The sequence below is a fragment of the Enterobacter cloacae complex sp. 309I3 genome, assembly GCF_050031595.1.
GTDB classification, from domain to species: domain Bacteria; phylum Pseudomonadota; class Gammaproteobacteria; order Enterobacterales; family Enterobacteriaceae; genus Enterobacter; species Enterobacter cloacae.
This window is the reverse complement of record NZ_JBLGWI010000001.1, coordinates 4304569-4319544: the sequence shown is the minus strand read 5'-3', so window position 1 is coordinate 4319544 and position 14976 is coordinate 4304569. Positions and strand designations below refer to the sequence as shown.

The 14976-nt window shown below is 55.0% G+C and carries 12 protein-coding genes and 1 other RNA gene; 11 read left to right on the top strand and 2 right to left on the bottom strand.

Going from position 1 to position 14976, the window contains the following annotated elements:
* Position 1 precedes the first annotated feature (1 nt).
* The 10 genes from garL to ACQG22_RS20595 all read left to right on the top strand — a co-directional run bounded on the left by garL (position 2) and on the right by ACQG22_RS20595 (position 12766).
* Positions 2-772: a 2-dehydro-3-deoxyglucarate aldolase gene (garL, locus tag ACQG22_RS20640; RefSeq protein ID WP_013098883.1), complete on the top strand. Its 771-nt coding sequence runs from the start codon at positions 2-4 to the stop codon at positions 770-772.
* A 21-nt stretch (positions 773-793) separates the two neighbouring features.
* Positions 794-1684 (top strand): 2-hydroxy-3-oxopropionate reductase, encoded by an 891-nt coding sequence (garR, locus tag ACQG22_RS20635; RefSeq protein WP_013098882.1) that lies wholly within the window; start codon positions 794-796, stop codon positions 1682-1684.
* 59 nt (positions 1685-1743) lie between these two features.
* An RNA gene (gene rnpB / locus ACQG22_RS20630) (RNase P RNA component class A) lies at positions 1744-2122 on the top strand.
* A gap of 797 nt (positions 2123-2919) precedes the next feature.
* Positions 2920-3840 (top strand): transcriptional regulator TdcA, encoded by a 921-nt coding sequence (gene tdcA / locus ACQG22_RS20625; RefSeq protein WP_038983586.1) that lies wholly within the window; start codon positions 2920-2922, stop codon positions 3838-3840.
* Between the two features lie 119 nt (positions 3841-3959).
* Positions 3960-4949: a bifunctional threonine ammonia-lyase/L-serine ammonia-lyase TdcB gene (gene tdcB / locus ACQG22_RS20620; RefSeq protein WP_369706609.1), complete on the top strand. Its 990-nt coding sequence runs from the start codon at positions 3960-3962 to the stop codon at positions 4947-4949.
* Positions 4950-4958: 9 nt separating this feature from the next.
* Positions 4959-6290, top strand: coding sequence for a threonine/serine transporter TdcC (tdcC, locus tag ACQG22_RS20615; protein WP_013098878.1), 1332 nt, complete (start codon positions 4959-4961; stop codon positions 6288-6290).
* A 30-nt stretch (positions 6291-6320) separates the two neighbouring features.
* Positions 6321-7529 (top strand): propionate kinase, encoded by a 1209-nt coding sequence (tdcD, locus tag ACQG22_RS20610; protein WP_369706608.1) that lies wholly within the window; start codon positions 6321-6323, stop codon positions 7527-7529.
* A gap of 15 nt (positions 7530-7544) precedes the next feature.
* Positions 7545-9839 (top strand): formate C-acetyltransferase, encoded by a 2295-nt coding sequence (pflB, locus tag ACQG22_RS20605; protein ID WP_013098876.1) that lies wholly within the window; start codon positions 7545-7547, stop codon positions 9837-9839.
* 272 nt (positions 9840-10111) lie between these two features.
* Positions 10112-11443, top strand: a complete 1332-nt coding sequence (locus ACQG22_RS20600) for a hypothetical protein (RefSeq protein WP_369706607.1) — start codon at positions 10112-10114, stop codon at positions 11441-11443.
* 21 nt (positions 11444-11464) lie between these two features.
* Positions 11465-12766 (top strand): serine dehydratase subunit alpha family protein, encoded by a 1302-nt coding sequence (locus ACQG22_RS20595; RefSeq protein ID WP_048972736.1) that lies wholly within the window; start codon positions 11465-11467, stop codon positions 12764-12766.
* Between the two features lie 62 nt (positions 12767-12828).
* On the opposite strand, the gene ACQG22_RS20590 is transcribed toward ACQG22_RS20595, so the two are convergent.
* A complete protein-coding gene (locus ACQG22_RS20590; protein ID WP_369706606.1) occupies positions 12829-13530 on the bottom strand; it encodes a pirin family protein in 702 nt (233 codons plus the stop codon).
* 104 nt (positions 13531-13634) lie between these two features.
* Between ACQG22_RS20590 and ACQG22_RS20585 the strand changes: the two genes are divergently transcribed.
* Positions 13635-14537, top strand: coding sequence for a LysR family transcriptional regulator (locus tag ACQG22_RS20585; RefSeq protein ID WP_014885334.1), 903 nt, complete (start codon positions 13635-13637; stop codon positions 14535-14537).
* 41 nt (positions 14538-14578) lie between these two features.
* Here the strand turns inward: ACQG22_RS20585 and ACQG22_RS20580 are convergent, their stop codons facing one another.
* Positions 14579-14944, bottom strand: coding sequence for a DUF805 domain-containing protein (locus tag ACQG22_RS20580; RefSeq protein WP_013098871.1), 366 nt, complete (start codon positions 14942-14944; stop codon positions 14579-14581).
* Positions 14945-14976: the final 32 nt, after the last annotated feature.

The following is a 14976-nucleotide window of genomic DNA, read 5'->3' as shown; positions in this document are numbered from 1 at the left end:
GATGAATAACGCTATCTTCCCAAATAAATTTAAAGCGGCGCTTGCGGCGCACCAGATTCAAATTGGATGCTGGTCCGCACTGGCAAACCCAATCAGCACCGAAGTGCTGGGTCTGGCGGGGTTCGACTGGCTGGTGCTTGATGGCGAGCATGCGCCGAACGATATCAGCACCTTTATTCCGCAGCTGATGGCGCTCAAAGGCAGCCAGAGCGCGCCGGTGGTCCGCGTCCCCACGAACGAGCCGGTGATCATCAAGCGCCTGCTGGATATCGGCTTCTACAACTTCCTGATCCCGTTTGTCGAAACGCAGGAGGAGGCGGCACAGGCCGTGGCGTCAACACGCTATCCGCCGGAAGGGATCCGCGGCGTCTCCGTTTCGCATCGCGCCAACATGTTTGGCACCGTACCGGACTACTTTGCGCAGTCCAACAGCAACATCACCATTCTGGTACAGATTGAGAGTCAGCAGGGTGTCGATAACGTGGATGCCATCGCCGCCACCGAGGGCGTGGACGGTATTTTTGTCGGCCCAAGCGATCTGGCGGCCGCATTTGGGCACCTGGGCAATGCGGGTCACCCGGATGTGCAGCGCGCCATCCAGCACATCTTTGCCCGCGCCAAAGCGCACGGCAAACCGTGTGGCATTCTGGCGCCGGTTGAAGCAGACGCACGCCGCTATCTGGAGTGGGGCGCGACCTTCGTTGCCGTCGGCAGCGACCTCGGCGTATTCCGTTCTGCGACGCAGAAATTAGCGGACGCTTTTAAAAAATAACCATCTTGAGGAAAACAGATTATGACGCTGAAAGTGGGTTTTATTGGCCTCGGCATTATGGGCAAACCAATGAGTAAAAACCTCATCAAAGCAGGATACTCCCTGGTGGTTTCAGACCATAATTCGCAGGCCGTGGCCGAAGTGATGGCGGCTGGCGCAGAAACCGCCACCACAGCCAAAGCCATTGCCGAGCAGTGCGATGTCATTATCACCATGCTGCCAAACTCTCCCCATGTAAAAGAGGTCGCGCTGGGTGAGAACGGCATTATCGACGGCGCGAAGCCGGGCCTTGTGTTGATCGACATGAGCTCCATCGCACCGCTGGCCAGCCGGGAAATCAGCGAGGCGTTGAAAGCGAAAGGCGTCGAGATGCTCGATGCCCCGGTGAGCGGCGGTGAACCGAAAGCCATCGACGGCACGTTGTCGGTCATGGTCGGCGGCGATAAGGCGATTTTCGACAAATACTACGATCTGATGAAAGCGATGGCCGGTTCCGTGGTGCACACCGGGGAGATTGGCGCGGGTAACGTAACCAAGCTGGCAAACCAGGTGATTGTGGCGCTGAATATTGCCGCCATGTCGGAGGCGCTCACTCTGGCCACCAAAGCGGGCGTCAACCCGGATCTGGTTTACCAGGCGATCCGCGGTGGGCTGGCGGGTAGCACGGTGCTGGACGCTAAAGCGCCGATGGTGATGGATCGTAACTTCAAACCCGGTTTCCGTATCGACCTGCACATTAAAGATCTGGCTAACGCGCTGGACACTTCTCACGGCGTAGGGGCCCAACTGCCGCTGACCGCCGCCGTCATGGAGATGATGCAGGCGCTACGTGCCGATGGCCTGGGCACCGCTGACCACAGTGCCATTGCGTGCTACTACGAAAAACTGGCGAAGGTGGAAGTCTCCCGTTAATTTCGGCTTCCCTACAACCAAGGGTGACAGCGGCGTGCAAACCCACTATACTGCGCGCCGAAGCTGACCAGACAGTCGCCGCTTCGTCGTCGTCCACCTTCGGGTGGAGACGGGCGGAGGGGAGGAAAGTCCGGGCTCCATAGGGCAGGGTGCCAGGTAACGCCTGGGGGGGAAACCCACGACCAGTGCAACAGAGAGCAAACCGCCGATGGCCCACGCAAGTGGGATCAGGTAAGGGTGAAAGGGTGCGGTAAGAGCGCACCGCGCGGCTGGTAACAGTCCGTGGCACGGTAAACTCCACCCGGAGCAAGGCCAAATAGGGGTTCACATGGTACGGCCCGTACTGAACCCGGGTAGGCTGCTTGAGCCAGTGAGCGATTGCTGGCCTAGATGAATGACTGTCCACGACAGAACCCGGCTTATCGGTCAGCTTCAACTTCTTAGAAAACCCCGCTTCGGCGGGGTTTTTGCTATCTGCGCTAAAAGAGATGAATGACTGTCCACTCCGCTTTCTATGAAAGAACGCGGCTTATCGGTCAGCTTCAACTTCTTAGAGAACCCCGCTTCGGCGGGGTTTTTGCTTAATGGGGCATGTACGCAGGTTAAGCGCAGCGCCACCCGGCCCCTCCCCAAACGACACCAATTCTCATATTTGCGACATTAAGCACATTTCACTATTTTCTTCATTCATTGCCGCTCTGCTGTCTAATCCTGATCGCTATCACAAAATTTACCGCTAAAAAATCCTGAATTCTGAGTATGATTAATTTGTTATGAATGTTAACTGGATGATCCCGAATGTTTTCTTATTTGATATGTATATTTTGAAATTAAAAACATTCACCCTAAAAATGTGTGATGTATTCCACTCTTTCCCGAACCTCTGTCAAATTACGCCCGTAAATTTCGAAAAACTGAAAGAATGTTTCACATGAATAATGGTTATTTATTGTTCTTTAATTGCCTGAAAGATAGTCTTTATTGATTTTTTAAACGCAGCGAAATTTATCCGGGTTATCGCCATAAAATAAATTTATTACCGCCATTTTTGTTGATCAATATCAGCGTGATAGCGTATTTGATTGGTTGTATTTTATTGATTTAAAAGGTTTTTAATGGGGTTGGGTAGTTCCTGGTAAGGGTGCGAAAAGACAAATTGTGAGTAACAGCACATACCCCCTGAAACAATATTGAGTAGAATCCACCCCGTCATAGGGAAATAAGCGCAGAATATTATGAACACTATTATTCTACCGAAAACACAGCACCTCGTGGTATTTCAGGAAGTCATTAAAAGTGGCTCCATAGGTTCTGCAGCAAGACAACTGGGTCTGACGCAACCCGCCGTCAGCAAAATTATCAGTGATATCGAATCTTACTTCGGTGTGGAAGTGATGGTGCGTAAAAACACGGGCGTAAAACTGACGGCGGCGGGCCAGGTTCTGCTCTCGTACTCAGAGTCGATCACCCGTGAGATGAAAAACATGGTGAGCGAGATTAACAGCCTCAGTTTCAGCACCGTCATGGACGTCTCGTTTGGTTATCCCTCACTGATTGGCTTCACGTTCCTCTCTGAAATGATCAAAAAATTCAAGGAAGTGTTCCCGAAAGCGCGGGTCTCCATGTATGAAGCGCAGCTCTCTTCTTTCCTTCCCGCCATTCGTGACGGGCGGCTGGACTTTGCCATCGGCACGCTGAGTGATGAAATGCTGCTGCAGGATCTGCATGTCGAACCGCTGTTCGAGTCTGAATTTGTGCTGGTGGCCAGCAAATCACGAACGTGCACCGCCCCGACGACACTGGCATCGCTCACCCATGAGCAGTGGGTGATGCCGCAAACCGACATGGGCTACTACAAAGAACTTCTGACCACCCTGCAAGACAACCACATCAGTATTGAAAACATCGTCCAGACCGATTCCGTCGTCACCATTTATAACCTTGTCCTCAATGCCGACTACCTGACGGTGATCCCCCGCGACATGATTGCGCCGTTCGGTTCAGACCAGTTTATTGTGCTGCCAGTGGAAGATGAATTACCGGTGGCACGCTATGCCGCCGTGTGGTCAAAAAATTACAGAATTAAAAAATCAGCGTCAGTGTTAGTTGAGCTGGCGAAACAATATGCGTCACTGACCAGTGAACGACGACGATGAATAATTAATTTCCAAATAAGTACTGCCTATTTTTTGAAAAACACCCCAGAGCTTATTTTAGCTGTGCTCTGATACCCTGACTTTGCCCGAAAAGAATGAATTATTATAACGAGGATATTATGCATATTACCTACGATCTCCCGGTAACCATTGAAGATATTCAGGACGCCAGAAAACGACTGGCAGGAAAGATATATAAAACCGGCATGCCGCGCTCGAATTATCTCAGCGAACGCTGTAAGGGTGAAATCTTTCTGAAGTTTGAAAATATGCAGCGTACCGGCTCCTTCAAAATTCGCGGCGCGTTCAATAAATTAAGCTCGCTGACCGATGCTGAAAGACGTAAAGGGGTTGTGGCCTGCTCTGCGGGAAACCATGCGCAGGGCGTCTCCCTTTCCTGTGCCATGCTCGGCATCGACGGCAAAGTGGTGATGCCGATGGGCGCGCCAAAATCCAAAGTTGCCGCCACGCGTGACTACTCGGCGGAAGTGGTGCTGCACGGCGAGAACTTCAACGACACGATCGCCAAAGTGAGCGAAATCGTTGAGATGGAAGGGCGTATTTTTATCCCGCCTTATGATGACCCAAAAGTGATCGCCGGCCAGGGCACGATCGGCCTCGAAATTCTCGAAGATTTATACGATGTGGATAACGTCATTGTGCCCATCGGCGGTGGCGGGTTAATTGCTGGCATCGCAACGGCAATAAAATCGATTAACCCGACCATTAATATTATCGGCGTGCAGTCTGAAAATGTTCACGGCATGGCGGCGTCGTATCAGGCGGGTGAAATTATTAACCATCGGGTTACCAGCACATTAGCAGACGGCTGCGACGTTTCTCGTCCGGGTAAATTAACCTTCGAAATTGTTCGTGAATTAGTCGACGACATTGTGCTGGTCAGCGAAGACGATATTCGCAACAGCATGATTGCGTTAATTCAGCGAAACAAAGTGGTGACCGAAGGGGCGGGGGCGCTGGCCTGCGCGGCGTTATTAAGCGGCAAGCTCGACCATTATATTCAGGGGCGCAAAACCGTCTGCATTATTTCCGGCGGCAATATCGATCTCTCTCGTGTTTCCCAAATTACCGGCTTCGTTGACGCATAAGGATGACCTATGAGCAACACTGAAAGCATTATCGTTGGCCAGACAAAAACGTCCTCCTGGCGTAAGTCAGACACCACCTGGACGCTGGGATTGTTTGGTACCGCCATTGGCGCAGGCGTGCTGTTCTTCCCTATACGTGCAGGTTTCGGTGGCTTGATCCCTATCCTGCTGATGCTGCTTCTCGCGTTCCCGATTGCGTTCTACTGCCACCGCGCGCTGGCGCGTCTGTGCCTGTCCGGTAGCAACGTTTCCGGCAATATTACCGAAACGGTGGAGGAGCATTTTGGTAAAACAGGCGGAGTGGTCATCACGTTCCTCTACTTCTTCGCCATTTGCCCGCTGCTGTGGATTTACGGCGTCACCATTACCAACACCTTTATGACCTTCTGGGAAAACCAGCTCCAGATGCCGGCGCTAAACCGCGGCGTAGTGGCGCTGTTCCTGCTGCTGCTGATGGCCTTTGTGATCTGGTTCGGTAAAGACCTGATGGTGAAGGTCATGAGCTATCTGGTGTTCCCGTTTATCGCCAGTCTGGTGCTGATTTCCCTGTCGCTGATCCCTTACTGGAACTCGGCGGTGATCGACCAGGTTAACCTGAGCGATATCGCCTTCACCGGCCATGACGGCATACTGGTGACGGTGTGGCTGGGGATCTCCATCATGGTCTTCTCCTTTAACTTTTCGCCGATTGTCTCCTCGTTTGTGGTCTCCAAGCGCGAAGAGTACGAACCGGAGTTCGGTAAAGACTTCACCGAGCAGAAATGTTCCAGAATCATCGGCCGCGCCAGCCTGCTGATGGTCGCCGTGGTGATGTTCTTCGCCTTTAGCTGCCTGTTTACGCTCTCTCCGCAGAACATGGCTGATGCCAAAGCGCAGAACATTCCGGTGCTCTCTTATCTGGCGAACCATTTTGCGTCGATGTCAGGCACCAAATCGACGTTTGCGACGGTGCTGGAATACGGCGCCTCTATCATCGCGCTGGTCGCAATCTTCAAATCTTTCTTCGGCCACTATCTGGGCACGCTGGAAGGACTGAACGGCCTGATCCTGAAGTTCGGGTACAAGGGCGATAAGAAGAAGGTCTCGGTGGGCAAACTGAACACCATCAGCATGGTCTTCATCATGGGCTCCACCTGGGTTGTCGCGTATGCCAACCCGAACATTCTGGACCTTATTGAGGCCATGGGAGCACCCATCATCGCTTCTCTGCTGTGTCTGTTGCCGATGTATGCCATCCGCAAAGCCCCGGCAATGGCGAAGTATAAGGGCAGACCCGAGAACATCTTCGTCACCGTTGTCGGTCTGCTGACCATTCTGAACATCGTTTACAAACTGTTCTAAATCAATGCTCAGGAAGAGCGGAGTCACACCATGATTGAGTTTCCGGTTGTACTGGTTATTAACTGCGGTTCATCCTCTGTTAAGTTTTCAGTGCTCGATGCCAGCAGCTGCGATGCCCTGATGACGGGCATTGCCGACGGTATCAACACTGAAAAAGCCTTTATTTCCGTGAACGGGAGTGAGCCAGCCACACTGGCTCACCATGACTACGAAGGGGCGCTGGCTGCCATCGCCCTGGAGCTGGAGAAGCGTGACCTGATGAGCAGCGTGGCCTTAATTGGCCACCGCATTGCCCACGGCGGTGAACGCTTCAGCGAGTCGACCCTTATCACGGAGCAGGTTATCAATGAGATCCGCCAGGTTTCTTCTCTGGCACCACTGCACAACTACGCCAACTTAAGCGGTGTGGAAGCGGCGGAACGCCTGTTCCCGAACGTTCAGCAGGTGGCGGTGTTTGACACCAGTTTCCATCAGACGCTGCCGCCGCAGGCGTATCTTTACGGGTTGCCGTACCGCTATTTTGAGGAGCTGGGCGTGCGGCGCTACGGTTTTCACGGTACTTCCCACCGCTACGTTGCCGGGCAGGCGCATGCGCTTCTCGGGCTTTCGCCGGACGACAGCGGGTTAGTGATTGCCCACCTGGGTAATGGCGCGTCGATTTGCGCGGTTCGTAATGGCAAAAGCGTCGATACCTCGATGGGGATGACGCCGCTGGAAGGGCTGATGATGGGCACGCGCTGTGGCGACGTGGATTTTGGCGCGATGGCGTGGATTGCCCAGCAAACCGGCCAGTCGTTCGAGGATCTGGAGCGTGTGGTTAACAAAGAATCTGGCTTGCTGGGGATCTCCGGAATTTCCGCCGATCTCAGGACGCTGGAAAAAGCCTGGCGCGAGGGAAATCCGCGGGCGCAGCTGGCGATAAACACCTTTGTGCACCGCATTGCACGGCATATCGCCGGACACGCGGCGTCGCTGCATCGCCTGGACGGGGTGGTGTTTACCGGAGGGATTGGCGAGAACTCTACGCTCATCCGCAGGCTGGTAGCAGAACATCTCAAGGTCTTTGGCATCATCCTCGACGAGACCCGCAACGCCCTGCCTGGCAGCGCGGGTGAACGCATCATCAGCGCCGATACGTCCCGCGTGGCGTGTGCGGTGATCCCTACCAATGAAGAAAAAATGATCGCGCTGGACGCCCTCCGTCTTGGGAAGGTTACCCCGGCTGCGGCTTACGCCTGACAGAGCGAGAATCTCATGAAAGTAACGATTGATACGCGCGTTGCGCCCTACAGCGACGCATGGGCCGGGTTTCGCGGTGAAGAATGGAAAGACGCCGTTAACGTGCGCGATTTTATTCAGCATAACTACACCCCTTATGAAGGCGACGAAACTTTCCTCGCGCAGGCGACGCCAGCAACGACGGCGCTGTGGCAAAAGGTGATGGTGGGGATTCGCCAGGAAAATGCCACCCACGCCCCGGTGGATTTCGATACCAACATCGCCACCACCATTACCGCTCACGGACCGGGCTATATCGACCGGGAGCTGGAGACCATCGTCGGCCTGCAAACCGATAAGCCGCTCAAGCGCGCCCTGCATCCGTATGGTGGGATCAACATGATCCGCAGCTCGTTTGAAGCCTACGGCCGCGAGATGGATCCGCAATTCGAATACCTGTTTACCGACCTGCGTAAAACCCATAACCAGGGCGTGTTTGACGTCTACTCACCGGAGATGATGCGTTGCCGTAAATCGGGCGTACTGACCGGGCTGCCGGACGGTTACGGACGCGGGCGCATCATCGGCGACTACCGCCGCGTGGCGCTGTACGGCATCAGCTATCTGGTGCGTGAGCGTGAACTGCAGTTCGCGGATCTGCAGCCGAGGCTGGAACGCGGCGAGGATCTGGAGGCGACGATCCGCCTGCGCGAAGAGCTGGCGGAGCATAAGCGCGCGCTGCTGCAGATCCAGCAGATGGCGGCGAACTACGGCTTTGATATCTCGCGTCCGGCGATGAACGCGCAGGAAGCGGTGCAGTGGCTGTACTTTGCCTACCTGGCCGCGGTGAAATCCCAGAACGGTGGGGCGATGTCGCTGGGGCGCACCGCGTCATTCCTCGATATCTACATTGAGCGCGACATGCAGGCCGGGCGGCTGAATGAAGTCCAGGCACAGGAGCTGATCGACCACTTCATCATGAAGATCCGTATGGTGCGCTTCCTGCGCACGCCGGAGTTCGACACGCTCTTCTCTGGCGATCCGATCTGGGCGACGGAGGTGATTGGCGGAATGGGGCTGGACGGCCGCACGCTGGTGACCAAAAACAGCTTCCGCTACCTGCACACGCTGCACACCATGGGGCCTGCGCCAGAGCCAAACCTGACGATCCTGTGGTCTGAACAACTGCCGATCGCGTTCAAGAAATACGCCGCGCAGGTCTCGATTGTCACCTCGTCGCTGCAGTATGAGAACGACGATCTGATGCGTGCCGACTTCAACAGCGACGACTACGCCATTGCCTGCTGCGTCAGCCCGATGGTGATCGGCAAGCAGATGCAGTTCTTTGGTGCCCGCGCCAACCTGGCGAAAACGCTGCTGTATGCGATTAACGGCGGGGTGGATGAGAAGCTGAAGATCCAGGTCGGGCCGAAAACCGCGCCGCTGCTGGACGAGGTGCTGGACTACGACACCGTGATGGCGAGCCTGGATCACTTTATGGACTGGCTGGCGGTGCAGTACATCAGCGCGCTGAATCTCATTCACTACATGCATGATAAGTACAGCTACGAAGCCTCGCTGATGGCGCTGCACGATCGGGACGTCTACCGCACCATGGCCTGCGGTATCGCCGGACTGTCGGTGGCCGCCGATTCCCTGTCGGCCATTAAATATGCGACGGTGAAACCGGTGCGCGACCATACCGGTCTGGCGGTCGATTTTGTCATTGAAGGGGATTATCCGCAGTACGGTAACAACGACGATCGCGTGGACAGCATCGCCTGTGACCTGGTGGAGCGCTTTATGAAGAAAATTCAGGCGTTACCAACCTATCGTAACGCGGTGCCGACCCAGTCGATCCTGACCATCACCTCGAACGTGGTGTACGGCCAGAAGACCGGCAACACGCCAGACGGACGCCGGGGCGGCACGCCGTTTGCGCCGGGTGCCAACCCAATGCACGGACGTGACAGAAAAGGGGCAGTGGCATCGTTAACCTCGGTTGCCAAGCTGCCGTTCACCTACGCCAAGGACGGGATCTCTTACACCTTCTCTATCGTGCCGCAGGCGCTGGGCAAGGACGAGCTGGTGCGCAAAACCAACCTTGTGGGGCTTCTGGACGGGTACTTCCACCACGAAACAGCCATCGAGGGCGGGCAGCATCTGAACGTCAACGTCATGAACCGGGAAATGCTGCTGGACGCCATTGAGCACCCGGAAAATTACCCGAACCTGACGATCCGCGTTTCGGGGTATGCGGTGCGGTTTAATGCCCTGACCCGCGAGCAGCAGCAGGATGTGATTTCAAGGACGTTTACGCAGGTGATGTAATCCAGGCTAAGGCTGGGCCTCCCCTTTGGGGAGGCTTTTAATTTCGTGAATGCCATCACGTTTAGAAAATATCAACCTTATTGAGTATTTCAAAAGCAAATCTTCCTCCAGCATTAGAAAAGCCCTATTTATTTTGTGACTTTTTTCTCCCTCTCTCCGGCTATGATTTTCTCACACTAACTACAAGCACCTGCACTCTCTGACTCGCCATCGCTGGCGAACGGAAACCTATAAAAATTAATCAGTTACTCTACAAATTAAGCGAGTGCCTTATGGATACGGCTACAAACAGCAGTGTGATTGTGAATGATTCCCCCGCGGCAAGGCGGGCGGGAATGCGTGAGAGCGAATGGCGCGAGGCGATCAAGTTCGACAGTACCGATACGGGCTGGGTCATCATGAGTATCGGGATGGCCATCGGCGCGGGGATTGTTTTTCTCCCGGTGCAGGTCGGATTAATGGGGCTGTGGGTCTTTTTGCTCTCGTCCGTGATTGGATATCCGGCGATGTATTTATTCCAGCGCCTGTTTATTAATACGCTGGCGGAATCACCGGAATGCAAAGATTATCCGAGCGTCATTAGTGGATATCTCGGGAAAAACTGGGGCATCTTATTAGGCGCACTCTATTTTGTAATGCTGGTCATCTGGATGTTTGTCTATTCCACCGCCATTACCAACGACAGCGCCTCTTATTTGCAGACCTTTGGCGTTACCGACGGGCTACTCTCAGAAAACCCGTTCTACGGGTTAGTGCTGATCTGTATTCTGGTGGCCATCTCTTCCCGCGGCGAAAAGCTGCTGTTTAAAGTCTCCAGCCTGATGGTGTTGACCAAGCTATTTGTGGTTGCCGCGCTGGGCTTGTCGATGATTGGCCTCTGGCATTTAGCCAACGTAGGCATGCTGCCGCCGATGGGGTTGCTGATTAAAAATGCCATCATTACGCTTCCCTTTACCTTAACCTCAATTCTGTTTATTCAGACCTTAAGCCCGATGGTGATCTCCTACCGTTCACGGGAAAAGTCCGTTGAGGTGGCGCGTCATAAAGCGCTGCGGGCCATGAATATCGCCTTTGGCGTGCTGTTTGTGACGGTATTCTTCTACGCCGTCTCCTTCACGCTGGCGATGGGGCACGATGAAGCGGTCAAAGCCTATGAGCAGAACATCTCTGCCCTGGCGATTGCGGCGCAGTTTATCAGCGGAGAGGGAGCGGGCTGGGTCAAAATCGTCAGCGTGATCCTCAATATCTTTGCTGTTATGACGGCCTTCTTCGGCGTCTATCTTGGCTTTCGCGAGGCCACGCAGGGCATCGTGATGAACATTCTGCGTCGCAAAATGTCGGCAGAGAAAATCAATGAAAACACCGTCCAGCGTGGGATTATGCTGTTCGCCATCCTGCTGGCCTGGAGCACGATTGTGTTAAACGCGCCGGTGCTGAGCTTCACGTCTATTTGCAGCCCCATCTTCGGCATGGTGGGCTGTCTGATCCCTGCATGGCTGGTCTACAAGGTACCCGCCCTGCATAAATATAAAGGCGTATCACTGGTGATTATCATCATTACCGGGCTGCTGCTTTGTGTTTCTCCTTTCCTCGCATTCTCCTGAGGAGCAATTAAGGTCGTAACGATGTCTGAGCAAACTAACCCTTTATGGAATCATTTTATTCGCGCGGTGCAGGAAGAGGTTAAACCTGCGTTGGGGTGCACTGAACCTATCTCTCTGGCGCTGGCCTGTGCGATAGCCGCTGAGCACCTGCCCGGTGAGGTAACGCGCATTGAAGCATGGGTATCGCCCAATCTGATGAAAAACGGGCTTGGCGTAACGGTACCCGGCACCGGCATGGTCGGGCTACCCATTGCGGCGGCGCTGGGAGCGATGGGCGGGAATGCCCGCGCCGGGCTGGAGGTGCTAAAAGGGGCGTCAGCCGATGCGCTGGAACGTGCCAAAGCCCTGCTCAATGCGGGTCAGGTCCAGGTGAAACTGCAGGTGCCGTGCGAGGAAATCCTCTATTCGCGCGCCTGTGTTTATGCCGGAGAGGCCTCGGCCATGGTGACCATCGCAGGCGGGCATACTCGCGTGGTGGAGGTGGTCTGTGAGGGCGAAACACGCTTCACCCGTGATGAACAGCCGGGAGAGGCGGGTGACGATCCGCTGGAGGTGTTCTCTCACACCACGCTGTCGGCGATCCTCACGTTCGTGGAGCAGGTTCCGTGTGAGGCGATCCGCTTTATTCTGCAGGCGGGGCAGCTTAACGATGCCCTTTCTCGTGAAGGGCTGAGCGGAAAATGGGGGCTGCATATTGGCGCGACGCTGAATAAGCAGCGCACGCGCGGATGGATGGCGAAGGATGTTGGCTCGGACATTGTTATCCGCACCAGCGCGGCCTCTGACGCCCGAATGGGCGGTGCTACGCTTCCGGCAATGAGCAATTCAGGGTCCGGCAATCAGGGGATCACCGCCACCATGCCGGTAGTGGTTGTGGCGGAGCACGTTCAGGCTGATGAGGAGCGGCTGGCCAGAGCGCTGATGCTGTCCCATCTTTCGGCGATCTATATCCACGCCCAGCTTCCCCGCCTGTCGGCGCTGTGCGCTGCGACAACCGCAGCGATGGGGGCGGCAGCCGGCATGGCCTGGCTGATGGGGGGAAACTATCAAACGATCGCGATGGCCATCAGCAGCATGATCGGTGACGTCAGTGGGATGATTTGCGACGGCGCGTCAAACAGTTGTGCGATGAAAGTCTCAACCAGCGTCAGCAGTGCCTGGAAAGCGGTGATGATGGCGCTGGATGAGTCTGCCGTGACGGGCAATGAAGGGATTGTGGCGCACGATGTGGAGCAGTCTATCTCTAATCTGTGCGCGTTAGCGTGCCGCTCAATGCAGGCAACGGACCGGCAGATTATTGAGATTATGGCGAGTAAGGTGTAGCGAGTTCAGGGGCTCGATCGGTTCCCTCTCCCACCGGGAGAGGGTTAGGGTGAGGGCATTCTCTACACCGGCAAATCAATCAGCAGCGCACGCAGCGGCGTATCGGCCACCAGCGTAATATTCGCTTCATCACGAATAAATGCCCCGTCGCCGCAGGTGAGCGCCTCTTTCTCTTCCGTGTGCGTTACCGCATGCACCGTACCGTGAATCGATTGCAGGTAGGCGCGCGGGCCATGAAGCTGAAAGCTCGCCTGTTCACCTTTCTTCAGTTCGATATGGTGCAACCACACTTGCTGACGCAGTTGCAGGCTGTCTTTGCTCCCGTCCGGAGAAGCGATCAGCTGTTGCTTTTCGCTCTGCAGATCGATTTTTTGCACCAACGGATTTTCCCGCTCAGGGCAGGCATCCAGCCACAGCTGCATGCGGGTCAGCGTTTTGTCTTTGCTGAGATTATGCTCGCTATAGCTAATGCCCGGCTGCGTGGAAATTAACAGCGCTTCGCCAGCCTTTGCCTGGACATGATTGCCCTCGCTATCGCGGTATTCTGCCTCGCCTTCCAGGATCAGGTTCAGGATATCGACTTTCGGATACGTACGCGGCTGGAAGGAGGCGCCCGGGGCGAGTACTTCCTGATTTAACACACGCAGTGAAGCGTAACCGAGGAGTTTAGGGTCAAAGTAGTGTCCAAAGGAAAAGGTGTAGCGGGCCTGCAGCCAACCGAAATCGGCTTGTCCGCACTGTTTAGCTGTTCTTGTCGTAATCATAAACTTGACCTCTCTTTACACTAAAACAATGGTAAAGGTATGGACGCTTCATTGTTAGCCAGATATTCTGCCCGGTATGTTCAAATTTCCTGAATGAGAACGAGATGGCTAAAGAGAGAGCATTGACGCTTGAAGCGCTTCGCGTCATGGACGCGATTGACAGGCGTGGCAGCTTTGCCGCCGCGGCAGATGAACTGGGGCGCGTTCCGTCTGCGCTCAGCTATACCATGCAAAAGCTGGAGGAAGAGCTGGACGTGGTGCTCTTTGACCGTTCCGGTCATCGAACAAAATTCACGAACGTTGGACGGATGCTGCTGGAACGTGGCCGCGTACTGCTGGAAGCGGCGGATAAACTAACGACGGACGCCGAGGCGCTGGCACGCGGCTGGGAAACTCACCTGACGCTGGTCACTGAGGCTCTGGTGCCTACCGAGGCGTTATTCCCGCTGGTAGACAGGCTGGCAGACAAAGCGAACACGCAGCTTTCAATCATCACCGAGGTGCTGGCAGGCGCGTGGGAGCGTCTGGAGACGGGCAGGGCGGATATCGTGATTGCGCCGGATATGCACTTCCGTTCATCGTCTGAGATCAACTCCCGTAAACTCTACAGCGTGATGAACGTTTACGTCGCCGCGCCAAATCACCCCATTCACCAGGAGCCGGAGCCGCTTTCTGAAGTGACGCGCGTGAAGTACAGGGGCGTGGCGGTTGCGGATACCGCGCGCGAACGTCCGGTGCTAACGGTGCAGTTGCTGGATAAACAGCCGCGTCTGACGGTCACATCGCTGGAAGATAAGCGCCAGGCATTGCTGGCAGGACTGGGCGTGGCGACCATGCCGTATCCGTTTGTTGAAAAAGATATTGCTGAAGGGCGCCTGCGCGTCGTCAGCCCGGAGTACACCAGCGAAGTGGATATCATTATGGCGTGGCGTCGCGACAGCATGGGCGAAGCCAAATCGTGGTGTTTGCGAGAAATTCCAAAGCTCTTTGCGCATCACAACAAATAAAAGAGTAAGCCCGATGTGCCTAAGCGCCATCGGGCATAAATTTACGCGCCGATCTTCGGATCCGGACCAAAGCGGTTTTCACCCGGCGTCCCGCTCTGACAGTTGAAGATTAAAATCACAATCCACCCCACTACCGGGATTAACAGCAGCAGTAACCACCAGGCGGAACGATCCGTGTCGTGAAGCCGGCGGAACTGTACGGCCCAGGACGGCAGAAGAATAAAGATGGCATAAATCGATGTAAGGACGCCTTCCCCACTCGCCCACTCCCAGCCCAGAATTTTATCCACGATGCTCAGCACCAGAGCAAAAATGAAGTTCACCAGAATGAACATCCAGTACTCTTTGCGGCGCGCGCGGCCACCAAATCCAATGTAGTTGCGCAGTACGTTTAAATACCAATCCATTTCCTTGCCTCATTTATCAGTCAATCACTTGT